The 23905-nt window shown below is 47.8% G+C and carries 24 protein-coding genes; 7 read left to right on the top strand and 17 right to left on the bottom strand.

Annotation, left to right across the window (positions count from 1 at the left end; genetic code table 11):
* Positions 1-52: 52 nt before the first annotated feature.
* Both M1Q06_RS08660 and M1Q06_RS08655 read right to left on the bottom strand, forming a co-directional pair.
* Positions 53-706 (bottom strand): TVP38/TMEM64 family protein, encoded by a 654-nt coding sequence (locus M1Q06_RS08660; RefSeq protein WP_121299748.1) that lies wholly within the window; start codon positions 704-706, stop codon positions 53-55.
* Positions 703-2586 carry an FAD-dependent oxidoreductase gene (locus M1Q06_RS08655; RefSeq protein ID WP_121299750.1) on the bottom strand — a complete coding sequence of 628 codons (1884 nt, stop codon included), beginning with the start codon at positions 2584-2586 and terminating at the stop codon, positions 703-705. The genes M1Q06_RS08660 and M1Q06_RS08655 overlap by 4 nt, the downstream gene beginning before the upstream one ends.
* Before the next feature lie 186 nt (positions 2587-2772).
* Here M1Q06_RS08655 and M1Q06_RS08650 point away from each other — a divergent pair, with 186 nt between their 5' ends.
* From M1Q06_RS08650 to M1Q06_RS08630, 5 genes are all read left to right on the top strand, one after another.
* Entirely contained in the window at positions 2773-3354 is a 582-nt protein-coding gene (locus M1Q06_RS08650) for a CDP-alcohol phosphatidyltransferase family protein (RefSeq protein WP_434399319.1), read from the top strand.
* 15 nt (positions 3355-3369) lie between these two features.
* Positions 3370-4458 carry an FAD-dependent oxidoreductase gene (locus tag M1Q06_RS08645; protein WP_434399317.1) on the top strand — a complete coding sequence of 363 codons (1089 nt, stop codon included), beginning with the start codon at positions 3370-3372 and terminating at the stop codon, positions 4456-4458.
* A 537-nt stretch (positions 4459-4995) separates the two neighbouring features.
* Positions 4996-5694, top strand: a complete 699-nt coding sequence (locus M1Q06_RS08640; RefSeq protein WP_434399315.1) for a DUF2294 domain-containing protein — start codon at positions 4996-4998, stop codon at positions 5692-5694.
* A 170-nt stretch (positions 5695-5864) separates the two neighbouring features.
* The gene (locus M1Q06_RS08635) at positions 5865-6341 is read left to right on the top strand and encodes a DUF948 domain-containing protein (RefSeq protein WP_101190321.1); all 477 of its coding nucleotides are present in this window, start codon (positions 5865-5867) and stop codon (positions 6339-6341) included.
* A 223-nt stretch (positions 6342-6564) separates the two neighbouring features.
* Positions 6565-7926: a VWA domain-containing protein gene (locus M1Q06_RS08630; RefSeq protein WP_434399313.1), complete on the top strand. Its 1362-nt coding sequence runs from the start codon at positions 6565-6567 to the stop codon at positions 7924-7926.
* A gap of 103 nt (positions 7927-8029) precedes the next feature.
* Here M1Q06_RS08630 and M1Q06_RS08625 read toward each other — a convergent pair whose 3' ends face one another.
* From M1Q06_RS08625 to gnd, 9 genes are all read right to left on the bottom strand, one after another.
* Positions 8030-9868 (bottom strand): dihydroorotate dehydrogenase, encoded by a 1839-nt coding sequence (locus M1Q06_RS08625; protein WP_434399311.1) that lies wholly within the window; start codon positions 9866-9868, stop codon positions 8030-8032.
* Positions 9869-9950: 82 nt separating this feature from the next.
* Positions 9951-10316, bottom strand: a complete 366-nt coding sequence (locus M1Q06_RS08620) for a cupin domain-containing protein (RefSeq protein ID WP_058380749.1) — start codon at positions 10314-10316, stop codon at positions 9951-9953.
* Positions 10317-10331: 15 nt separating this feature from the next.
* Positions 10332-10817 (bottom strand): NUDIX hydrolase, encoded by a 486-nt coding sequence (locus M1Q06_RS08615; protein ID WP_434399308.1) that lies wholly within the window; start codon positions 10815-10817, stop codon positions 10332-10334.
* Between the two features lie 44 nt (positions 10818-10861).
* Complete coding sequence (locus M1Q06_RS08610) at positions 10862-11014, bottom strand: hypothetical protein (protein ID WP_434399306.1); 153 nt, start codon at positions 11012-11014, stop codon at positions 10862-10864.
* Positions 11011-11319 (bottom strand): VOC family protein, encoded by a 309-nt coding sequence (locus M1Q06_RS08605; RefSeq protein ID WP_434399304.1) that lies wholly within the window; start codon positions 11317-11319, stop codon positions 11011-11013. Before M1Q06_RS08605 ends, M1Q06_RS08610 begins: the two co-directional genes overlap by 4 nt.
* A gap of 92 nt (positions 11320-11411) precedes the next feature.
* Positions 11412-12275, bottom strand: coding sequence for an aminoglycoside phosphotransferase family protein (locus M1Q06_RS08600; RefSeq protein WP_434399302.1), 864 nt, complete (start codon positions 12273-12275; stop codon positions 11412-11414).
* A 176-nt stretch (positions 12276-12451) separates the two neighbouring features.
* Positions 12452-13996, bottom strand: a complete 1545-nt coding sequence (gntK, locus tag M1Q06_RS08595) for a gluconokinase (protein ID WP_434399300.1) — start codon at positions 13994-13996, stop codon at positions 12452-12454.
* A gap of 62 nt (positions 13997-14058) precedes the next feature.
* On the bottom strand, positions 14059-15402 hold the full coding sequence (locus M1Q06_RS08590) for a GntP family permease (RefSeq protein WP_404333448.1): 1344 nt from the start codon (positions 15400-15402) through the stop codon (positions 14059-14061).
* Between the two features lie 30 nt (positions 15403-15432).
* The gene (gnd, locus tag M1Q06_RS08585) at positions 15433-16314 is read right to left on the bottom strand and encodes a phosphogluconate dehydrogenase (NAD(+)-dependent, decarboxylating) (protein WP_404333446.1); all 882 of its coding nucleotides are present in this window, start codon (positions 16312-16314) and stop codon (positions 15433-15435) included.
* 131 nt (positions 16315-16445) lie between these two features.
* Here gnd and M1Q06_RS08580 point away from each other — a divergent pair, with 131 nt between their 5' ends.
* Positions 16446-17297 (top strand): MurR/RpiR family transcriptional regulator, encoded by an 852-nt coding sequence (locus M1Q06_RS08580; RefSeq protein WP_101190312.1) that lies wholly within the window; start codon positions 16446-16448, stop codon positions 17295-17297.
* 316 nt (positions 17298-17613) lie between these two features.
* Here M1Q06_RS08580 and cls read toward each other — a convergent pair whose 3' ends face one another.
* Complete coding sequence (gene cls / locus M1Q06_RS08575; protein ID WP_434399297.1) at positions 17614-19065, bottom strand: cardiolipin synthase; 1452 nt, start codon at positions 19063-19065, stop codon at positions 17614-17616.
* A gap of 151 nt (positions 19066-19216) precedes the next feature.
* Entirely contained in the window at positions 19217-19927 is a 711-nt protein-coding gene (locus M1Q06_RS08570) for a YwaF family protein (protein ID WP_434399295.1), read from the bottom strand.
* 345 nt (positions 19928-20272) lie between these two features.
* Between M1Q06_RS08570 and M1Q06_RS08565 the strand changes: the two genes are divergently transcribed.
* The gene (locus M1Q06_RS08565; protein WP_434399293.1) at positions 20273-21040 is read left to right on the top strand and encodes an alpha/beta fold hydrolase; all 768 of its coding nucleotides are present in this window, start codon (positions 20273-20275) and stop codon (positions 21038-21040) included.
* Positions 21041-21078: 38 nt separating this feature from the next.
* Here the strand turns inward: M1Q06_RS08565 and M1Q06_RS08560 are convergent, their stop codons facing one another.
* From M1Q06_RS08560 to M1Q06_RS08545, 4 genes are read right to left on the bottom strand one after another with little or no spacing between them, the layout of a single operon-like run.
* Positions 21079-21822, bottom strand: coding sequence for an ABC transporter ATP-binding protein (locus M1Q06_RS08560; protein WP_434399291.1), 744 nt, complete (start codon positions 21820-21822; stop codon positions 21079-21081).
* Complete coding sequence (locus tag M1Q06_RS08555; protein ID WP_434402854.1) at positions 21815-22582, bottom strand: ABC transporter permease; 768 nt, start codon at positions 22580-22582, stop codon at positions 21815-21817. The genes M1Q06_RS08560 and M1Q06_RS08555 overlap by 8 nt, the downstream gene beginning before the upstream one ends.
* Positions 22582-22875 carry a thiamine-binding protein gene (locus M1Q06_RS08550; RefSeq protein WP_434399290.1) on the bottom strand — a complete coding sequence of 98 codons (294 nt, stop codon included), beginning with the start codon at positions 22873-22875 and terminating at the stop codon, positions 22582-22584. The genes M1Q06_RS08555 and M1Q06_RS08550 overlap by 1 nt, the downstream gene beginning before the upstream one ends.
* Positions 22875-23882: an ABC transporter substrate-binding protein gene (locus M1Q06_RS08545; protein WP_434399288.1), complete on the bottom strand. Its 1008-nt coding sequence runs from the start codon at positions 23880-23882 to the stop codon at positions 22875-22877. The genes M1Q06_RS08550 and M1Q06_RS08545 overlap by 1 nt, the downstream gene beginning before the upstream one ends.
* Between the last annotated feature and the right edge of the window lie 23 nt (positions 23883-23905).

The following is a 23905-nucleotide window of genomic DNA, read 5'->3' as shown; positions in this document are numbered from 1 at the left end:
TCTCTGTATCTTCAATCAAGCATCAACAGGGAGCCTCGCTTATCGCGAGCAATCAATCCGGTTTGCTGCCGTTTTTTTGATTCCAGCGGTTGCGGATCAAAATCGGGACGACTGTCAAGATAATGAAAACGGCGACCGCCGCTACAATGATTTTCGGGTTGCCGCTGACAAAGCTGCTGCCGAGAAAATTATAGGCGAAGGTTCCGGGAATGATGCCGATCAAAGTCGCCAAGGCAAACGAAGCGAAACGCACCTTGGCAATCGCCGCCATATAGCTGATCAAGTCGAAATTGATGACCGGGATCAAACGGAACAGCAGCACATACAAAAAGCCATTCTGTTCCATTTGCCTCTGAAATTTGGCAGCGTTTCCTGTCCACTCTTTTGTAACGATGCTTCTGCCGACCACCTTTGCGACAAGAAAGGACAGCATTGCCCCCAAAGTCGCGCCAATGATGGTGTAAAAGGTTCCCATCCAAGCACCGAAAGCCAAGCCACCGGCAATCGATAGCACCGAGGCCGGGAAGAAAATCAGCGGCCTGATGGTGTAAACGATAATGTAAATGACAGGCGCCCATAACCCGAACGATAAAATCCAGCTGCGAAGATCTTCCGCTTCCACGTCAAAAACGGAACGGCTGAGCCAGATGACCAAGCCGATGGCCACAGCCACCAGCAGCCATTTAGCAATGCGCTTTTTACTCATGAATTACGGGTGTGTGTCGAAATACTTGAATAACGTTTTCTCATCTCATCATAGCGCTTGCGGTTAAGCCCTTGGTCTGAATAACCGACGCGTGAGGCGGAGCGGAATTCAATTTGCTGCGCTGCGTCATTAAAGTAAAATTCGATGTCATCCTTGAATTTCATCAGTTTAGTCGTGGCAATTGCATAAACATAATCATTATTCACTTGTACGATCCGGATGCCTTCATAGCCTTTCAACATGCCGATCAAGTTCTTTTTCGCTTGCTCTTTGCTGCCATTATACGGCCATGCTGGAACGAATTTGTCCCGTACAGTCGTTTGCGACGAAACGGCATTAGGCGTGGAAGGCATTTCCTTAAGTCGGCCATTTTTAACGCCAAGTTTTGGTTTGGTGTTATTTTGGATGGCCATATTGGCGATGCCGAGCCCTGCCGCTGCTGCAGCCCCGTACAAGCCGATTTTTTCGACAGGCAACTCGCCCGCTTTTGCTTTATTGAAGGTTTTGACGACTGGTTGGTTGAGCAGGTTATCGACATAGACTTTCTTGCCGATTTTCACCAGTACTTCGCTATAGGTCGGATATGGGTGGATGACACTGGATAATTTACCCATATTGATGCCAAGTGTTTTGAGTGTCTGGATTTGGCTGATGATTTCACCAGCGCGATCGCCCAGAATGCTCGCCCCGAGAATATAGCCTTTTTTATCGAGAACGATCTTCACTTTGCCGATCGAGCCTTGTTTCGTATTGGCACGGTCGATATCCGCATAATCATGTTCATAGACGCGGATTGAATCGCCGTATTGTTCGCGTGCCTGTGCTTCGGACAAGCCAGAGTGGCCGAGTTCCGGGTCTGTGTATGTACACCAGGTCACATGGTCGTAATTCATTTTGCGGTTGATCGGCAAAATGGCGTTCTGCGTCGCGGTAATGCCTTGGGCGTTCGCCATATGCGATAGTTGATAAGGGCCGACGACATCGCCGATGGCATAGATGCCTTTGGCGGTCGTTTCCATATGTTCGTCCACTTGGATGCGTTTCTTATCGTACTCGACACCGGCAGTTTCCAGGTTATAGCCGGAGACATTCGCTTGGCGGCCGAGCGCAACGAGAAGCCCTTCATTTGAAACAGTGATCTCCTTGCCGTCTTTTTCGACTGTCAGTTCAATTTGACCGCCATGTTGAGCAGCTTTTACCGCTGTTGCGCCAGCATGGATCGTGACGCCTTCTTCGATGAGCCGCTGCTGAATCATCAGCGCGAGTTCTTCGTCATCGTTGGATAAGATGCGATCCGATTTTTCCACCAGCGTCACTTTAACGCCAAGACGGTTGAGCGCTTGGCTCATTTCGACACCGATCGGGCCTGCGCCGAGAATGGTCATCGTTTCCGGGAATGAGGCCAATTTGAAGATCGATTCATTGGTTAGGTAATCCACTTCACTCAAGCCATCAATCGGCGGCACCAGTGGAGTGGAGCCAGTGGAGAGGATGATTTTTTTCGCTTCAATCGTTTCCCCTTCCACTTCCAAGGTGTTCGGCCCAGTAAATATGGCATAAGCGTTGATAAAATCGATGCCGGATTCCTTCAGCACTTCCGGCGATTCACCGGCGTATACTTTTTGAATGACTTTTTGGATATCTTTCAATACTTCTGATGTATCGACTTTCAGCTCAGGTGAATATTTTTTGGCGTGATGGACTTCTTTCGCGATATTGATGAGCGATTTGCTCGGGATGCAGCCGGACCACGTACATTCCCCGCCTGGCAGATTCTTGTCGATCAGCACGGTCTTTTTCGAAAATCCAGCGGCTGTAAAAGCGGCTGTTAGGCCTGCTGCTCCCGCTCCGATAATTGCGATATCATACTTCTTGGTCATATCCGTCAAATCCTTTCTTAATCCTGAATTAAATATATCTTAACAAAGACTTCTATACACTTACCCTTATTTACCCTCGAATAGTCTGCTTATAAAAAATCCTCTCAGTCTAAAGAGTTCTGTGGGGGGTGTAAACGGTGATATGCTTTATACTTAGAATATCTTTTACATGAAAAGGTGAATTATATGCTCGATACATATGCCAGAAAACATGTACAACCAGCAGTCGACAAGACTGCCGACTATCTATTGAAAAAAGGATTGACAGCTGATGGCGTGACCAAGACGGCATTTGCCATCGGTCTGTCATCGGGTGTCTTCATCTATCTGGACCAGCCGGTTTTGGCACTCATTGCGCTTTGGCTATCCGGATTTTTGGATGTAGTCGACGGGACGATGGCGAGAAAAACAAAACCTTCTCCTTGGGGAACGCTCCTCGACATCAGTTTTGACCGATTGGTGGAAATCAGCGTTATCCTCGGCCTTGCCTTCAGCTTTCCGGATTCGATGTGGGCTTTATTGTTATTGAGCGCATCGATCATCGTCGCCATGACTGTCTTCTTGACCGTCGGGGCATTATCCGAAAAACAAGGGATGAAATCGTTCTATTATCAAGCCGGGCTTGCGGAACGGACAGAAGGGTTTATCTTGTTTACGTTGATGATCGTCTTTTCTCCTTATTTGACGGCAATCACCCTATTATTTATCGCCGTTCAGATTTTCACCATTTTTCAGCGCATGGCCGAAGCCAAGCGGATTTTGTCCTAGATTGGAGTGTTTAACATGAAGATTGTCGTCTTGGTTGGGGGCGGCCATGTACATTTGCACGCCCTTGCACAATTCGCAAAAAAGCCGCGGGAAGATGTACAATTGGTGCTCATCTCGCCTGCGGAGCATCAATATTATTCAGGGATGTTTTCAGGATTCACTGAAGAGGTTTACGGGTTGGATGAGATCCGCATCGACTTGAATCAGCTCGCTGAAAAAATCGGCGCGGCTTTCTATCAAGATGCAATCTGCGCCATCGATCCGGACTCCCGCACACTGACGGGCCAACATGGCGAGATCTATCCTTATGATGCAGTGTCCTTCGACATCGGGTCGCAGACGGATAGCCCGGAAGCGCTGAAGAAACACATCTCGCCAATCAAGCCCAATTATCATTTTCCGGACCAATTAATGAAGTTCCGAAAGTCCGCCAAGCCCGTTATTGTCGGAGGCGGCGCATCGGGCGTAGAATTGGCCTTCTCTACAAACGCCTGGCGAATGAGGCGGCATTTTAGCGATGCGTTACTGTTCAGTTCTGGTGAGCTGCTATCGGCTCACGGAGCGGCCGCTTCCAGAAAACTCGAGGCGATTGCACGGAAAAAATCGCTGCCTTTTTTCACAAATGTAAAAATAGAAGACATCGACGAAACGTCCGTCATTGCAAGCAACGGTGCCTCCTATCCCCAGTCAGACGTGCTTTGGCTGACTGGCCCGAAAAGCCCTGCCTTATTCGAGCGCTCAGGCATGCCGGTCGACCGTGCCGGATTTTTGGCTGTCAGTGAGACACTTCAATCGATTCGTTTCCCCGAAGTCTTTGGTGCCGGCGATTGCGTCTCGATCGACCGCTATCCGGACCTTGCGAAAAACGGCGTCTATGCGGTTCGCCAAGGACCCGTGTTGTGGGGCAATCTACTGAATTTCCTCGATGGAAATCCATTATCGGCCTTCATTCCGCAAAAACGCTATGTCGCCATCCTCTCCACGGGCGGTGGCGAAGCGTTCTTGACTTATGGACATTGGAGCATGCATGGCAAACTCCCATGGAAACTTAAGCAGTTTATCGACAAGAAGTTCATGAAGTCCTATCAAGCGATTTATAAGTAAATTGGTCCATCCCGCATTCAAGATGGGGCCAAACTGGCGGAAAACCTGTTCACTTAATATCGCTTGGCGAAAATCTTCATGTGAGGCATGTGCCCATTCCGGAATAGCATCTTGAAATTTTTTCCCTTTCTCGCTATAATTCTTTATACAGTAGTTGAATCATCTCCCGCGAACATCTAGCGGGCTTCATCGAACAGTTGAGTGGAAATTAAAAATGCAGCACGGGCTGCCATATTGGAATTGCGCAGAGTATATACCTGACAATAGAGCTGGGAATAACGCCAAAGAGAATGAATCATTCTTTTTGGCGTCTTTTTTTATTTCATATCCCCGGCTTGAGTCGGCCGAATACCAGCAACAGTTGGATTTTTCATTTCCATCTACCCAATAATGCCCCTTCCCCCGTTTGGTTTTGACTAAAGATTTTAAACGGAATGAAGAACTACAGTTAAAGAACCATTTTTCTGGACGCTGAAAAGAGCGATTGAAAAGCAAAGAACTAGCCGGTCGTCACATGCCGGGAAGGAGCCAGTTATTATGCAGGAAGCAAGATCTATTCAATCAGAGGTTTCGGGCTATATTTCAAACCTACTCCGAAAGCATTTCGGAAAAGGGCCTGCTTCTGTTTACGTCACAATTAAAAGGCCTTATATCACCATACATTTCCGCGGATTTGTCAGTCCCATGGAAAAGATTCTACTCGATCAAGAAGAAGGCAAACGTGTATTGGAAACCAGGGATTTCATGTTCAATGCCTTAAAGCCTGAAATTTTAAATGAGCTCTTGGCTATCACGCAATTGGAATTTACCGAGTTATACGCCGATTGGAACTTGCCGCTAAAAAGCGGGATTTTTATCGGGGTAATGGGTGAAGAACACATCGCGGATCCATTAGGATGGCCGGAAGATGGAGAACGGGACATCTTCCATAAACAACTGGAACGTGTCAGTGAAGAAGCCGGCCGCATCCCGGATAGCATTGAAACTTTATGGATGAGCAATCGGACCTTGCTGTTGAAGCGCAGCGGCATTTTGGTAGGGATTGAAAAAGCTTTAATAGAGGGGGGCTTCTCTGAAATCCTCAAATTGGCCAAACGCCCTCTTGAACGGAAGCTTCTCAAAGCTGCCCCCTTGAACCACTCTTTACAGAGGAACATCGATGAAGTTTTCATGGACTGGAATTTCAGCCAAGACGTCGGATACATTGCGTTCATCCTATCCGCTGACCCTCGGTAATTGAAATAAAGCAAAATCTTCTCTATGAATAAGCGGTTGGTACATACAACTTTAAAGTTTTCCCCCAAAAAATTGGATCCGCCGAGATTAAACGCTCTCCTTAGTTTTGTGTTAAAGATTGCCTAAAACGGGTATGGCTTAATACACAAACGAAAAAGGAGGAAGTTTATATGGACCCGATAATTTGGCTTTACATAGCACTAGGAATCATTGTCCTTGGCCTGATCGTCGCCGTCGTCGGTGTCGTGATGCTGCTATCCGGCATCAAGGAGCCGATGAAAGAAATGAAAGGTTCGGCAGATAACTTGAAAGGCCGCATGGACAAGCTGATGCTTGAAACGACTCATTTGCAGCACACGACAAATGAATTGAAAGAAGACATCCAACAAAAATCCGAGAAAGTGGCCGTCCTGGTCGACGGGGCGAAAGGAACGATCAATTCAGTCATCGATATGAATTCGGTAGTCCGCAGCATCACGTCGGGCATTTCGAAAAAAGTCGAAGACGACCCTGCCAACCGTTTCCAAGTCAACCAGTACAGTAATAACGCAGCCGGCTTGATGAAATACTTGGATAAGAAGAAAAGCCAGGATCAAGCTTATAATCCAGAATCCACCGTCCGAAAAGAACAAATCAAAACCTATTAATTGTTTTGCAAACAGCTCACCCCTTTCCGTCTCGATTACGGAAAGGGGTTTTTTAATGTTTTACGACTAAACGAATGTTTATTTATCCATACTTAATTTGACAATACATATTAATAAAAAGATAATATGAATATATTACCATTTACATTATACAAATACGCCGCCCACTCTATTAGCGGCATTGATGGATTTTTCACATTGACCTGGAGGTGCTTCTGTACACATGATCAAAAAAATGAACAAATTATTTATTCTTCCCGCAACGCTTATCTGGTTGGCAGGCTGCTCTGCAGCAGATGACAATGCACAGCAAGGAGAAGAAACGGCCGGCGACTCCCCTTCTGCCACGGAAGATGCGGCTGCAGAAAACAATACAGGCGATAATACGGCTTCGCTTCAATTTTCAACGATTGAAGAGCGATTGAAGCTAGACTTAGCAAATGCACCGTATAGCGGTGAACACTATGAGAAAGACGCCGTGATGGAACAAATGGCAGATCAGACTGAAGACCAATCAGCAGAAGCTGTTTATTTGGAAATGCTGGCACTGGCCGGCGAAGATTACCGGGAATTCGAGGAATTTATCTCCAATGTCGATACGTCTTTTGAATCGGCAAGCGCACAACCGGGCGAAGTGAATGGACAAGGATCCCCTGAACAACAAGTTAATATTGCAGTTCTTTTTGACTCCAGCGGTAGCATGGCAGGCGATGTCGGTGGTATCCCTAAAATTCAATCCGCAAAAGAGGCAGTCAGTTCCTTCGTTAGTGGACTGCCTGACTCGGCAAATGTCTCTCTCACCGTATATGGCCATAAAGGGACAGATAAAGCCGCGGATAAAGAACAGTCCTGCGAAGCGATTGAAGAAGTGTACGAATTGGGCGAATTCGATGAACAACAGTTCACCGCTGCGCTCGATTCGTTCTCACCCGCCGGCTGGACTCCCCTTGCCTCTGCTTTGGCCTCCGCACAGAATCATTTTGGTGACCAAGCGTCTGAAAACTTGATCTATGTGGTGAGCGATGGCATGGAGACGTGCAATGGCAACCCGGTAAAACAGGCGGAACAATTGAACCAGTCCGGCGCAAAAGCGATTGTCAACATCATCGGTTTCGACGTAGAAAATGATGGGCAGAAACAATTGAAAGATGTAGCTGATGCTGGCGACGGCACTTATTCCACCGTGCGCAATGACCAGGAGCTAAAAGCATTTTTTGAGAAGGAAACGACGAGAATCATTAACGAATGGTACCAATGGGAATCCGAGAATCTAAATAAAGTGTACAAATCCGAAACCGAACGGATCAACGAATTGTACGACCAGGAGACCGAATTCATCAATGCGACATATGACGAAGAAACCCGATTCAAAGAACTGACCTATGAATTGGAAGATACCGCGAAAATCGACGGGGCGGCAGTTCGCAAGTTGATTAGTGCAACGGCCATTGATTTGAGGCAATTTGCAAGAGACACTGCCACGAATTTGCGCAATGAACTCCGCAGTGGCGGCAATGAACATAGAAAAGAAACACGAGATCAAGCGAAAGAAGAACGTGAAGAGTTGCGGGAAGACGGCGATTGAAACGTAGCCGTTTTTAAATTTACGAATCTGCTGACTTCTTCGGCACTTTCAATGGTCAGGAATATAAAAAGACAGCCACTTGGCTGTCTTTTTTTGAGCTAAATTATGATCCGTAAAAAAAGAACTTCCGGGACATTATCAACCCGCTTGCGAACAGCACTAAGGCCACGTACGCCGGCAGGATATGGATAAAGCTCGTATAGCCGATTACGTAATGAATGATGATGGCCGCCCCAAACGCCGGCAGCCCGCCGAACAGGAACGTGTACCAGACCCACCGCTGCCCTTCCTGAAAGCCCCAAAGCGCGAGCATCAACACGAGCAGCCCAACACTGATCAAGGCGCTGCCAAGTCCCGCCCGGTCATGCGCGATTACAGGAATGAGCCGTTCGTTGATGGCAGCGATTTGTTCAGGGCTCATGCAGATATAGGCGATGTCGGTTTGGACGAAAACGCCGTTGACGCCGATTGTCGAAATGACAAGCCCGGCTACTGCGAGCGCAAATCCAAGTGCGACAAACGCCAGCTGGCCCCACAAGCTGCGTTTACAGGCTTGGTGGTTCGTGCGGTTTCGCGAAGCTGAATGTTCGCCATGATTTTTGGATGCCTGGTAGCCTTTCCAGAAAAATGGCAGTAAAACGAGCCAAAGAATGCCGTGGAGCCAGTCGAAATAACCGAATCCGATGAATAATAAAATACCGAGGAACCCTAATACCCCTGCGATGTGAATGGCGCGTTTTGCCCATTCTAGGCCGTAACGGACGCCATGCCTTGCCAATTGCATATAAAGAATGCCGCCCGAAACCATCGTACCGGCTACGGTCATCCGGTCATGCTGCATGAAATGGTAAATATTCGGATTGATCGCAATGAGTTCTTCTCGCGATAAATTCAAAAATGCCTCGTCATAAGGCATAAGGACGATGGTCATGCTGACAAGCATTGCCACTGCCCCGCCGAGGAACATGAACATTCCGAATAGCCAATGCCAAATCCAGCCATCGTACACAGGAGGCGCCGTTATTCGTTGATCCAGCAACCCTTCATTGATGCGCTTCGGCAAACCGGGGCCGGTCCTGACATAACCGCTAGAGAGCATCACCAAATCCGCTCCTGCCCCGTATAAAGCCAGGGCGTCTTTCGGTTCAGCGATTCCGCCTGAGACGATGATCGGAATTGTACTGTGCTGCCGAATGGCAGACACTTGTTCAGCCAGCAGTCCAGTTTGTTCGATCGGATATTCTATGCCTTCGCCCGTGTCTATTCCCAGTTCATCGATGACGATTCCGTCTATGTATGTTTCATTAGCTGCCAGTCCCATAACAGCTGAATCGATTTCATCCGCTGAACTGGCACATAATAGCGGCTTGCTGCCGACTGCTTCTTTTAAAGACTGCCGCTGCTCCTCGCTGAACGGCTCTTCAATGATAAAAGCTTCTCCATATGCAGACAGCTTGTTCAATAAAGAACGCGTTTGTTCAAAAGAACCGCTTTTCCCTATCCGGATGAAAATCGGCTTACTGAACGGCTTTAGCTTCTCGAGCTTCTCGATCGTTCGCTTGAGACCGGGTGATTCCAGATGGTATGGAAACAGCAACTTATCTTTTGAGTCGGTGAATGCCGGCGAACCTGCTTCCACTGGCTCCCACGACACCGGGCCGATCTCGATAAAGCCCGTTCCCAAATGGCTGAATGCCTTGGTTCCGGAAAGCAAGGGATCGATTTTCCCGCTCAAGCCGACGGGGTTGGCGATCTTGAACCCGAAAATCTCCGCTTCCAGCTGCTTGGCTGGAGCCGTGTGCCCCAAATATTCGATGAGTTTGCTTCCGCCGGGAATCGAGGCGATCCGATGCATGCCTTTATGGATAAATTCTCTCCCGGTTTTTGCCGGCAAGCGGGAAAGTGCGGGTTCAAACATCGTATGATAAGTCCAATCCGGCAAGAAAATCACGTCCTAAAACAAAGTATGCTGTTATTTTACCGCATTTTACGCAACGAAAGCGTAAATTTCATGAAAAACCCGTTTAGATCCACACATCATTTTCTGCCGTCTGCCCACTTTGAATATCGCCTGTATTGACGACGCCTTTAGGTTCAACCAGCAAGATGCTCGCTTGCGTTTTCGCAAATGGCTTGTGCTCTGTATTTTTTGGAACGACAAACATTTCGCCTGCTTTCAATTCCACTTTTCCGTCCCGAAATTCAATGGCTAGTTCTCCTTCTAACACAATGAACACTTCATCAGTTTCTTCGTGCTTATGCCAGACGAAATCCCCTTGCACTTTCACGGTTTTGAATTGATAATCATTCATTTCTGCGATGACTTTCGGCGACCATAGATCGTCGAATTTCAAAAGCTTTTCATTGAAATTGATCGGCTTGAAATTCATCGAATCCACTCCTCTCTACGCTTGTATTGCTTCTGAAAGTGCTGCCGCTGTGTATTCAGCGATTTCCCTATTTTTATAAATGAAGCAATGTTCCAATTTCAAATCACCATTTAGCAACGAAGGCAGATAGGCACGTAAATTAGCGGCTACTCCGCGATTGTCTTTTTGCAGAATCCAGTCGATTGACTTCCAATCCAATATGCCTTCACGGGTTCCAAGAGGCATAGCCAAAACTTGTGTTTCCGGCAAATCCGCCATAAACAAGTACATTCCTTGACGGCTGCTTTCATTCGTGAAAAGAACATTTCCTGCATGCAGCATATCTGTCAATCGAATGCCGGTCTCTTCAAAGGTTTCCCTGATGGCACTTTCAAGCGGCGTTTCGCCGGGCTCGATTTTTCCGCCGACGCCATTCCACATCCCCATCTGCGGCGGCTTCTCCCGGTTCAGGAGCAGAATCTTATCACCATTTCGAATCAAGCACAACATATAGTTCAACATGTGATGCCCTCCCGTAGTTTTCTGCTTGCTCAGCTAAACATTTTCTATACGTGCTTTTGATCCCATTGTGCCAAAGACATCATGTCGAATTCTTCCTCAACCTTGAAATCTAGCGGTGCGATAAATTCCAGTGAATTGCCATCCGGGTCATGAAAATAAACTGCTGCGTGGGCATATGGCCGGTTCGGCAAGATCACTGGTTGTTCTTCCGGTGAAAACCGAAAGCCGTTCGCCCTTCGATTCCTCTGTCGGCCAGCCAAACCTTCGCGTTGCGGATCGCTCCTATATCCACATGAAAAGCGATATGGCGAAGCGAAGGATGATAAGGCGTTTCCACTTTATCCGTTTCCCATAAGCCCACCCAACTTTGCCCTTTGACAATCCAAAAGAAAGCCAATTTTGGAGTCTTATAAGCGAGTTCCAATTCAAAACTAATATAGAATTCAATGGAACGTTTTAAATCCCTGACCGGTAAATGCGCTTCGTAAAGGCCTTTAATCATTGATTTGCCTTCTTTATTTTTTTAGATCACCTTGAAAAAAAGACTGAGTTCCTTCCTATATTTCTACATAACCTGTTTCAAAAATAACCGAACTACTCCACCATCTTTTTCAAAATCCCCAAATTGGTTTCATAGAATGCAAAATTCTTCTCCAGGCCCCGTCTTTGACTCCAGCCGATGCTGTTAAAGGCATCAATGAAGCGATAAAAGGGCAAGACGGCTCGCAAATCGATCATCGGCCGAATGCTGTTATAGCCCATCTGATAAGCATTCAGCAGGGCAGGATCCGACTTTAAAAAATCACGGTAAATTTTAGTGAAATCAATTTCCGTCGAACCGAAGCGCACACTTTCAAAATCGATCATGCCGGAAACCTGGCCTTCCTCCACAATGATATTAGCTGGGCGGAAATCCATATGGACAAAACTCGGCCCGTCTGGTGCTGGAAGTTCCAACTTCATTTGCTCAAACTTGCGCAAGCTGGCCATATATAAATCTTCATCCAATACTTCTTTTGCATCTTCCGCAAAGCTATAAAACTGCCTTTCGATGAATTCATGCCAATTGGGAAATTCATTTTGTATGGCGCCGTGTGCTGTTTTGTTAGAAGGTTTGATTTGATGCATAGATGCTTGCATTGTACCGATTTGATGCGCGATTTCCGGAGAAGCTGTTGCGGACAAAGGCTTTCCTTTCAGTTCAGACAGCAGCAAGGCCCCCGGGCAGCTATCGTCGCCTCCCCAATAATCGAGCAGCTTTGGAATCGGGACATGCCCTGCGAGGATTTCATAAGCGGCCAACTCACGCTCGTATTTCACACGGGTATACGGGATTTTCAAAAAGACCGATTCGCCATTCGGTAATGTGCATTTGTACACCGTTGAACTGAAAGAATCTTCGACTTCGTTGGCGGAAATCACTTGTATTTTGAATTGTTTCAACACCTGATTAAGCATGGAATTCTCCCTCCTTTATCCCAGCAACCACCTGTACTTGTAAATATTAGTATATCAAAAGCCCCTTCGAATTCGGATCGTTTTCAGAACTTTTCTACAAAAGATAGATCGACTACATCACGAAAATGAATCGAGGAATTAGAAAAACCCGAAGCCGTTAAGCTTCGGGTTCTGGTTCATTTCATATGTTTGCGCTGGAAATCGGAAATGCTTTCGTATTCCTCTGTCAGTAAACGCGACAAACGGATGTAAATCGGAAGCAATTCGCGGTAGATATTGCTTGCTTCCGTTTCAGGGTGATGCGTATGGGTGCTGCCGATCATCTCGGAAACAATGCTGAAATCCTCGATCTCGCCGGTGGCATACATGCCGAGGACCACTGCGCCAAGACAGGAACTTTCAAAGCTTTCCGGGATGATGACCGGCTTGTCGAAGACGTCTGCCAATAGCTGACGCCACAACTCGGAGCGGGCAAAACCACCGGATGCTTGTATGCGTGCCGGCTCTCCCGTCAATTCCTCAACGGCGAGAAGCACGGTATAGAGATTGAAAACGATGCCTTCTAATACAGCGCGAATCATATGCTGCTTTTGGTGATGGATGCTCAGGCCGAAAAACGACCCTCTGGCATTGGCATCCCAGAGCGGTGCCCGTTCCCCTGTCAAATAAGGGTGGAACAAGAGCCCGTCAGCTCCTGGTTTAACCGTTGCGGCGATCTTCGTCAACACATCGTACGTATCGATCCCGAGGCGTTTCGCCGTTTCCACTTCAGATGATGCGAATTCATCGCGAAGCCAGCGCAAAATGATGCCACCATTGTTGACCGGCCCGCCGATCACCCAGTGATTTTCCGTCAATACATAACAGAAAGTCCGCTCTTTCGGGTCGGTTTTCGGCACCGGGGACACTGTACGGATGGCACCGCTCGTCCCGATGGTCACAGCAATGACACCGGGATCGATGGCATCGACGCCGAGATTGGCCAATACGCCGTCGCTCGCCCCGATGACAAACGGAATGTCTTCCCGGACACCCATGAACGCAGCGAACTCCGGTGCGACTCCAGTGAACTGCTCGGTCGTCGGCACGAGGCGCGGCAATTTCTCTGCCGTTACACAAGATACATCCAATGCGCCTTGGTCCCAATCGAGCTGTTCCAAATTAAACAAACCGGTAGCGGAGGCGATGGAATGATCTTCGACGTATTCTCCGAAGAACTTATGGAAAATATAGCTCTTGATGCTGATGAACTTCGCGGTAGCTTGGCAGATTTCCGGTTTTTCATCCTGCAGCCACAAAAGTTTTGCTAATGGTGACATCGCATGAATCGGCGTACCGGTCCGCAAGTAAATGTCATGCCCGTTCAAGTTTTCTTTGATGTGTTTCGCGTGCTTCGAGCTTCTCGTATCTGCCCAAGTGATGCTATTGGTCAAAAGCTCTCCTTGAGTATCCACCGCAATCAGGCTGTGCATGGCCGAACTGAACGACAAGAGCTTTAATGACTCTTTGCTGATGTCGCTTTTTCTCAAGGTTTCCCGGACAGTTGTCAGGACGGCGCGGAAAATTTCTTCCGGGTCCTGTTCGGCGGTCAATTGGTTCGGCGTGTGCAAAGGATAGAAAACAGTATGGCTGTCTTTGATTTGCCCCGCTTTATTGAATAGGACAGCTTTTGTGGAAGTGGTCCCTATATCGACCCCTAAATAATAGGATTGTTCAGGCATGTTCTTCTTCCTTCCTTATAACAGAAAAAGAAAAAGGAGAATCCCTTTTTCTTTTTCTGTACTCATGTGATAAAGAAACTCAAAATCAATACTACCACGAATCCGGTGAGGCCGATGATGGTTTCCATCACGGTCCAGGATTTCAAGGTGTCTTTGACGTTCATTCCGAAATAGCGGTTAACAAGCCAAAAGCCGGAATCGTTTACGTGAGACAAAACCGTAGCGCCTGCAGCGATGGAAATAACGATCAAACCAAGTGCTGGGCCAGTGGTTCCGGTAATTTCTAGAAGCGGTGCGATCAATCCTGCAGCCGTTACCATGGAAACGGTAGCGGACCCTTGTGCCACACGGACCGCAGAAGCGATCAAGAATGCCAAAACAATCGGCGGAAGCGCAGAATCGCCCATCATTTGGCCAAGCACATCACCGACACCTGAGTCGATAAGCACTTGTTTGAACACGCCGCCAGCCCCTGTAACGAGGATGATGATCCCTGCAGGTTCAAGTGCTTTCGTTGCAATGTCTTGAACTTCCTGGCGTGAATAGCCGCGGCGTGTGCCGAGGAAGAAAAACGTCAGGATCGTAGCGATTGTCAAGGCGACGAATGGATGGCCAAGGAAAGTCAAGATCTCACGGATCTGGTTCCCTTCATCCAACACGACGGCTGACAAGGTGTTGAAGAGAATCAACACAAGCGGTATCAAGATCAAGGAAATGATCATGCCGAAGCTTGGCAATTCTTTATCGTATTCTTGTTCTTTGATATCCATGTAATCCGGAATCGTCAAATGAATGCGCTTCCCTATGTAGCGTCCAAAAACAGGTCCCGCTAGAATCATGGAAGGAATCCCCGCGAGCACCCCGAACAGGATAACCCAGCCAAGTTCTGCCCCGACCAGTTCCGCAACCGCAATCGGTCCCGGAGTTGGCGGGATGAAGCTATGTGTAACAGCAAGACCCGCCAATAGCGGAATCCCGTAATGCAAAAGCGATTTGCCGGTCTTTTTCGCCAAGCTGTAGACGATCGGCACCAAAATGATGAAGCCGACATCAAAGAATACGGGAATGGCAACGATGAAGCCTGTCACGCCAAGAGCCCATGGTGCTTTATCTTCCCCGAATTTGCCGATCATCGTTGCCGCTAAGCGCTCAGCACCGCCGGAAACTTCAAGCATTTTCCCGAACATAGCGCCAAGGCCTACCACGACTGCGACAAAGCCGAGTGTTCCGCCCATGCCGTTTTGAATCGATTGGATAACATCCCCAAGCGGCATGCCTGCCGCGATGCCGAGCAGTAAACTTACCAATAATAACGCCACGAACGCGTGCAATTTCGTGCGCATGACCAAAAATAGCAAAACGAAAATGCTTGCGACCGCGATCATGATCAATGTTGAACCAGCCATTTGACTTCCCCCTATCCGATAAACAATGGTTTATTTTTTGACGACTGCGTGCCCGCCGAATTCATTGCGAAGTGCTGCGACGACTTTTCCTGTAAAGGTATCATCTTCGAGCGAACGGTAGCGCATCATCAGCGACATTGTGATGACCGGTGCCGGCACATTCAAATCAAGTGCCGTTTCCACTGTCCATTTTCCTTCTCCTGAAGAGTTCATGACCCCTTTGATGCCATCGAGCTTTTCATCTTTCGAGAAGGCGTTTTGCGTCAAGCCCATCAAATAAGAACTGATGATTGAGCCGTTGTTCCAGACACCCGCAACTTTTTCGTAGTCGTAGTCGAAATCACTTTTGTGGAGGATATCGAATCCTTCAGCAATCGATTGCATCATGCCGTACTCGATGCCATTGTGGATCATTTTCATGAAATGCCCGCTGCCTGATTTGCCGGCATAGAGGTAGCCGCCTTCGACTGAGATGTCGCGGAAGAGCGGTTCGATGTCGTTGAACTTCTCTTCATCTCCACCGATCATTGCGCAAATGCCGTGGCGCGCGCCTTCTGTCCCGCCGCTTGTGCCGCAGTCGAAGAAATAAATTCCGCTCGCTTTCAATTCCTCGGCACGGCGCACCGATTCTTTGTAGTTCGAGTTGCCTCCGTCAATAATAGCGTCGCCTTTGTCCAAAAGCGGCACCAATTGTTCGATGACCGATTCCGTAATTTCTCCAGCCGGCACCATCAACCACACCGTACGAGGCGCCTGAAGGTTCTGCACCAATTCCTCGAGCGATCCTGCCACTTTGAAATCGCTTACTTCCAAGGCGTTTGCGTCATGCCCTACCACTGTATGGCCATGATCTGTTAAATTGAGTGCCAAGTTTTTCCCCATCTTGCCCAAACCGATAATTCCGATTTCCATCATATAACCTCCTGTTGAATAAAAGAATATTTTTCCTTAATGAACTCAGTATATCAAATATTTTTCCACATACAAGCATGTTATGATAGAAATATAAAAAAACTCCAAGTAGCAGAAAGAGGCGTGGCAGAATGAAACAACAACAATTCGCATTAGCAGCCATCCGTGGCAGTTACCGCAATTTCAGTGAAAAGGAAAAGAAAATCGCCGATTACATCTTGAATGACCCCCGCAACATCATCCATTTGACGATCAACCAAATTGCCGATGAGCTCGGGCTGGCAGAATCGACCGTCTTCCGCTTCTGCCAGCGCCTCGGCTTCAAAGGCTTCCAGGCATTCAAAATCGCCTTGGCTGCCGAAGTTGTAGCACCATTAAAAGATATCCATGAACAGATCGAAGAAGGCGACGAAGTTAAAACAGTGGCGGAAAAAGTGTTCCGCTCCAATATCAAGACACTCGAAGATACCTTGCAGATTATCGACGAAGAAGCCTTGAAACAAACAGTCGCTGCAGTGCTGTCTGCACGCAAGATCGAGTTTTTCGGAAACGGCGGGTCTGCGATGATCGCTATGGACGGCTATCATAAATTTGTCCGCCTCGGCCTTCATGTGGCGATGAATATGGACGCCCATTTGCAGCTTATGTCCGCATCCCAGCTCACCAAAGGCGATGTGGCCATTGTCATCTCCCACTCCGGCAGCACGCGCGATGTCCTGGAAGTGCTTCACGTCTTGAAGGAAAAAGAAGTGACGATCGTCTGTGTAACCAATTTCGCTAAATCACCTTTATCCAAAGAGGCGGATATTGTCCTGTACACTTTGTCGGAAGAAACGGATTTCCGCTCGGAAGCCCTCGCTTCCCGCATCGCGCAACTCAGCTTGATCGATGCGCTCTACACGAACGTCATGATCGCCCGTGGAGACGAAGGCAAGACGGCACTCCGCCATATGCGCGAAGCCATGTCACAGAAGCGCTTGTAGGCCTTGAAAACTTCGGGCAAATAAAGAAGCTGGAACCATTTTAGGTTCCAGCTTTTTTCAGGTTGTCGAGAAAGATAAGAAGTTGTATTTTCCGAAGCTTATCGCTCGCTTTCCGTGGGCTCGCGCCCAAGCCTCCTCAGCCGCTTCGCTGCTTGCGGGGTCTCGGTCGTCTCGCTGATCCACTGGAGTCGAGCGAACGCTTCTCCAAATACTTAGATAGATCATTGAATTTTGAATGTAGAAAAACAATTCTATTTTAATTCGTACTGGAATAGTAGACTTCTTCAACCCACATTCCACACGTAACTATCACAAATTATAAGATCGGGCTCAATAAGCGGGCAAAACCTTCGCGCAGCTTGATGGTCCAGTCGCGCTCTGCGTAGAGTTCTTTCGTCAATTTGCGGCAATCGGCCGTATCCGACTCGAACAAAGACTCCAGTTCCAGCGCAATCCGGCGGTTGAACACCAGCGTATTGATTTCGAAATTCAGGCGGAAGCTGCGGGCATCCAGGTTGGTGGTCCCGACAGTTGAAATCTCGCCGTCCACAGTCATCGTCTTGGAGTGCAAAAAACCACGATCGTATAAATAGACGTCCGCTCCGTAATCGAGCAATTCGCCAAGGAACGACCAGGATCCCCACATAACAAATGGATGGTCCGGCTTGCCGGGAATCATAATATTCATTTTTACACCGCTCAGCAAGGCCATCTTACAGGCGTCCATAAAACTTTTATCAGGAATGAAATACGGTGTCTGGATGTAGATTTCACGTTTTGCCGAAGAAATCATTTTGATTTTCATGTTTTTCAAATGCTCGGTATGGGAATTTGGCCCGCTCGTAACGATTTGCATAGGCGAGAAGTTCTTGATTTGGTGCGTTGGGAAACAAAAAATATCATCGCGGCTCTTATACTGGTTGGCATAATTCCAATCCAAGACAAAACGGTCTTGGATGTGTTGGACGACATCCCCTTCTATGCGCAAATGGACATCGCGCCAATAGCCAAACTTCTCCACTTCGCCTAAATATTCCGTCCCGACATTGAACCCGCCAATATAGCCAATTTTCCCGTCGATGATGCACACTTTCCGGTGGTTTCGGTTATTGAGGCGGAAATTGATTCCCAATTTGGACGGGAAAAAGATTTCCACTTCGCCCCCGTGCTCGATCAATTCCTTGAAATCCGACTGTTTCAAACTCTTTGACCCAACTGCATCATAGAGAAGCCGCACTTTGACCCCTACCTTGGCACGCTCGAGCAAGGCATCGAAAAGCCGCTGGCCGAGTGCATCCCGTTTAATGATGTAGTATTGGACATTGACCTCTTCCTGCGCGTTGCTGATGTCTTGGATCATCGTGTCGAATTTCTCGTTGCCTTCAGAGAATATCCGGGTTTCGTTGTAGAAGCTGACGAGTGATTTGGAAGATCGTAAATTCATGATCAGCAATTGTTCGTATTTGTTCAGCAGCTCTTCATCATACTCCGCTTCCCTTGTCTGTATGCGCTGGACTTGTGATTCGACTTGCCGCGTGTAATAGGATTGTTCGTCTTCGCTCAGATTGTAAAAGTTGTTGTTGGTCAAATGCCTGCCGAAAAACAAATAGACAATAAATCCGAGAATCGGCAAGAAAAACAAAATCAATAGCCATGCCCAAGTAGTCCCTGCATCCCGCCTTTCATTGAAGATAATGACAAGTGCGAGCACGATGTTCAACAGCAACAAAGAGTTCAATGTCCAGCTCAGTACGACTACCCAATCCATCCCCGCCACCCCTTTCGCTATGTCCCCCTTCTATTCTCTAAATATGCAAATAGTCCTCTATTGAAAATCGAAAAAGCTGCCCGAGACGAAAGCATTTCCGCACCTGGCAGCTGGTTGTTAGTCGCATTCAGTTTTCTTCATGGCCGTTTTTTTAAAAGATCCAGCGGAATATCCCGTACTGAACCGCAAATAACAGGAAAGCAGCTAAGCATAAATTGATATAATACCAAACGCCGTCCCCGAAGAAATCCAAGGGCGAGACGGTAGATGGCCGCTGCGACAGGTAAAGATAATTCGAGCCGGTCTGTGGATTGACCCAAAAGCCGATGAACGCGGCATAGACGAGCAAAAGGCCATAAACCGAAAACACCGAGCGCCACTTAAGTGCACTTGGCATAGCTAAAGCCAAAAACAGACTTGCCCAGGCGATGGCAGTATGATGGACAAAAAATTTCCAAAACCGGTAATGCTGGTAATCATACGGCATATCCGGCGTCACCAGTGCCAAAGCCGCCGGCACGATGCCGATGAAAAACGATACACGGATCCAAAATGGATGCAAAGTGACTAAGCCAATCATGGCGGTGATAGAAGCGACACCGCATAAATGAAGCGGCATATAACGATCGAAGCTCCAATACTCGTGGCTGACGGCCCAATACTGATAGGACACTTCAGAGATGAGCAGCACAAGAAACAGCAGCCAGCGCAATTGCTGGAACAAGGAATCTTTAGCGGCGAAATTGTCTCTTAAAAGGACCAGGCACAGGAATCCTGTTAAGGCGATTGCCAATACGATTAGATGGCTTATGGAAAAAAGCTCGAACGGATAATCGGATCTTGCACCAAACCACGTATCCATCGCTGCCCCTCCCGAAAAGTATTTTGATAATATTTTATCATTTTTCTCATTCGACGGAACTCACTTTTTTATCGCTTAAATTAGGTTTATTTTTGAGCTTATTGGCAATCTATACTCCAAACGCTCAGTTCCAATTTCGCTCAGGCATTAAAAATTTCAGTATTTCTGTAAAACGATAAAAGCCTTAAAATTGGGGAATGATGAAATCAATATGCTTTGTGTTACCGTTTTATAACCCTACTGTGCTATTTGATCACTTCAAGACCCTAAAAATTCTGCCGCATTTTTTAGGTATCAAGCATTTGATCGATTGGTTTTAAAAAAAGAAACCGAGGAGTGTCCAATATGATCGCTTACTCAGAGTCCACGTTTACTGAAGCGGAACCCATACTCTTCATCCACGGGCTTGGCGCAAGCAGTTGGATATGGTGGCAACAAGAATACACATTTTCCGATCATCAATTGATTATGGTTGATTTGCCTGGACACGGAAAAAGTGCCGCGATACCTTGGGTCAGTTTAGCGGATAGTGCCGAACAAATTGCCCATCAAGTTATTAAGGATCGAGCTGTTCATATAGTGGGACTTTCTTTAGGAGGCCATGTCGCCTTGGAATTGGCTAAGCGTTTCCCAGAAAAAGTATTGAGCCTCTTTATTAGCGGCATCACGGTCCAGCCGTTGCGTTACGGGTTTTTATTGAAACTGCAATCATGCGCTGTGCAGCGGAACATACACAATACATCGCATCTCAAAAAGATGGCCCGCGAACGTTACCGCTTGCCACCTCAAAAGATCCCTGACTTCGTCTCCAATTATCAACTGCTAACGCGCGAGACATATGAAGCCATATTTAAGGAAATCATTCGCTTCCGTCTCGATGCATCGTATAGTTCTTTCCGCAAGCCCGCACTGTTTGCGGCTGGAGAGCACGAATCGCTCGCCATAATCGCTTCGACTAAAATGGCTCCTGTTGTCATGCCGAATGCGGTCGGAATGCTTATTCCAGGCGCTCGACATGATTGGCCTGTTCAGCAAGCAACAGAATTCAATCGCCTATTACGGAAATGGATAACAAGCGATCTAAACGAAGAGAAAAATTCGCTAAGTGAATAGAGAAGGCCGTCGGGAAATCTCGACGGCCTTCTCTATTTCTATTTTGGTTCCTCTTTCTTCAACACTTTATAAATGTCCTTTTTGTATTGGAGAAACTCATCTGTCAACGTGATGCCTTGTACTCTCGGCCGCTTGAATTGCACGTTAAATTCTGCGACGACACGCGCAGGTTTTTCCGATAACACCAGAATGCGGTCTGAGAGAAACAAAGCTTCTTCTATATTATGCGTGACGAAAAGAATCGAGCGTTTATTGTGCTGCCAAATATCAAGGAGCCATTTTTGCATTTCCGAACGGGTGAATTCATCCAGCGCTGAAAACGGCTCGTCCAGCAAAATGAGCGGCTGTGGGCTTAAGAGGCTGCGGATAAAAGCGACGCGCTGCTTCATGCCGCCGGACAATTGATGCGGATACGATTGCTCGTACCCTGCCAGTCCTGCTTTTTCCATCATTTGAATAGCTGCTTGCTGATCTTTGTGTCCAGCGATCTCAGCCCCTAACAAAACATTGTCCAGCACGGTGCGCCACGGAAGCAGCGACGGGCTTTGCGGCATATAGCTGACGGAGCCTTTTTGGCCGTTGATGTTCTCGCCGCCCAATAGAATACTTCCTGCATCCGGCTCATAAAGCCCGCCAATTAAATGAAATAACGTGCTTTTACCGCTGCCGGAAGGGCCGAGCACGGCGACAAATTCATCGTCTGCTATATTCAATGATAACTCTTTCAGCACTTCGGTCCCCTCAAAGCTTTTCATCAATTGCTCAATCGCCAATTCAGCCATTCGGATTCCCTCCCCCACTCGTTTTCCAGCGGATGACTCGCTTTTCGAGTAACACAATTGCCGCAAAAAACAGCATGCTCAAACACATGATCAATAAGATCGCGACAAATACTTGCGTCGTCCGGAACGACGACGAGGCGAGCGTCATATAGACGCCGATGCCCTCCTGCGCCCCGAGCCATTCGGAAATGACGGCACCCATGACGCTATAGGTCGCCGCAATTTTCAATCCCGAGAAGATCGACGCCATCGCATGCGGCCATTCGAGCTTCCAAAAAATCTGGCGTCTGTTGGCTCCTGCCATTTTCATGTAATGAAGCAATTCGCCGCTCGTCTGCCTGAACCCGTCAAGTGCCGCGATGGTGATCGGGAAAAAGCACACGAGAATGATGATGATCAGTTTTGGCAATAAGCCAAAGCCGAACCAAATGACCAATAGCGGCGCCAACACGATGATCGGAATGTTTTGCGATAAAATCAGCAAAGGATAAAAGGTCTCCCGCAGTTTCGGCGCGAGATGAAGGATTATCGCGACGCCAAGGCCGATCGACGATCCGATGAGAAAGCCGAGGATCGATAACCGGATCGTCGCAAACAAATGCCCGCTGTAGTTTGGCCAACTGTTTACCGCTTCCAGCCCGATTTGATAAGGGGTCGGCAATAGCCAGTCCGGCACTTCAAACAGCGGCACCAGCGCTTGCCAGATGATTAATAAAAGGATGAGGACCAGAACCGGTCTCCATCCTTTCCGCACAATCATCACGGCCGGTATTTCTCCGTCAATTTATCCATCGATGCGCCGCTCGGCTGATACAGCACTTTGATTTGCGAGATGACGTTCGGGCTGCCGTTTTCGATCATCGCCTCGTTCATTTCCTCAACGATCGAAAACAACTGCGCCATATCCCCTTCCATCGTCGTCTCCAGTGGATTGACTTGGTACGGGACGCCTGACTTTTCAATGACGGCGATTGCTTTGTCCACATACGGAATGACGTCTTCCCCGTTTTTCGTTTTCGGGATGATTTGAATACTTAATAGTGCATTGCCCATCAATTTTCCTCCTCCGGTAAAAATTCATTGGTGTACGCCTGCTCCACGTCCAATTCTTCATTCAGCAACCCGTTGTCGAACATCCAGGCAGCGTAATCCGCCCACACTTGCTCTTGTTGTTGGCCGAATTTCGCAGCATCGTCCTGATATTTCGGCGACAGCCATTTCTGGCTCGCTTTCACCAGTTCCGGATCCAAATCCGGGACCGCTTCGATCAAGATCTCAGCTGCTTGTTCCGGCTCATCGATGGCGAATTCATAGCCTTGCGAGACTGCTTTGGTGAATGCACGAACGGTTTCCGGATCTTCTGCAATCAAGTTTTCATTGGTCATCAGGACCGGTGTATAATAATCCAGTTTGTCCGAGTAGTCCGTCAAATACTGCATGTTCAATTCGTCGCCGCGTAACTCTGCTTCAATGCCCGTCCAGCCGTAATAGATCCACGCAAAATCAATGTCGCGTTCGACCGCCGTGAAAAAGTCGCTATTGCCGATATTGACGATGTCGACTTTTTCAACATCGGCATTGTCTTGTTCCATGATGGACCCAAGCACCGCTTTTTCGACTGGCGCTCCCCAGCCGCCGTAAGTTTTCCCTTCGTAATCGCTCGGCGACTCAATTCCTTTGTCTTTAGGTGATGCAAATCCGGACGTGTTGTGCTGAATGAGCGCCGCGATCGAAACGATTGGAATGTCCTGTACTCTCGCTTCCGTCAAGCTTTCCTGTGCGCCGATGCCGAATTCCGCCTGGTTGGAAGCGACCAATTGATTGGCGCCCGCTTCACCCGGCAAGATGATCTCGACATCGAGCCCTTGCTCTTCAAAATAACCATTTTGCTGTGCCACATACAATCCGGTGTGATTGGTATTTGGCGTCCAATCCAAGACCATCGTCACTTCTTGCAATTCCTGCTGTTCATTCGCCACATCGCTGCCCGGATTTTCCGCTTCGTCTGTACATGCCGCCAGCAGCAATACCGGTGCAATGGCAATCGACCATTTTTTCATCTTGTTTCCCCCTCTGAATGAAT

It is taken from the genome of Planococcus sp. 11815 (genome assembly GCF_051096385.1).
Classification (GTDB): domain Bacteria; phylum Bacillota; class Bacilli; order Bacillales_A; family Planococcaceae; genus Planococcus; species Planococcus citreus.
The sequence above is the reverse complement of the archived record's forward strand: the minus strand, read 5'-3'. Positions and strand labels throughout refer to the sequence as shown.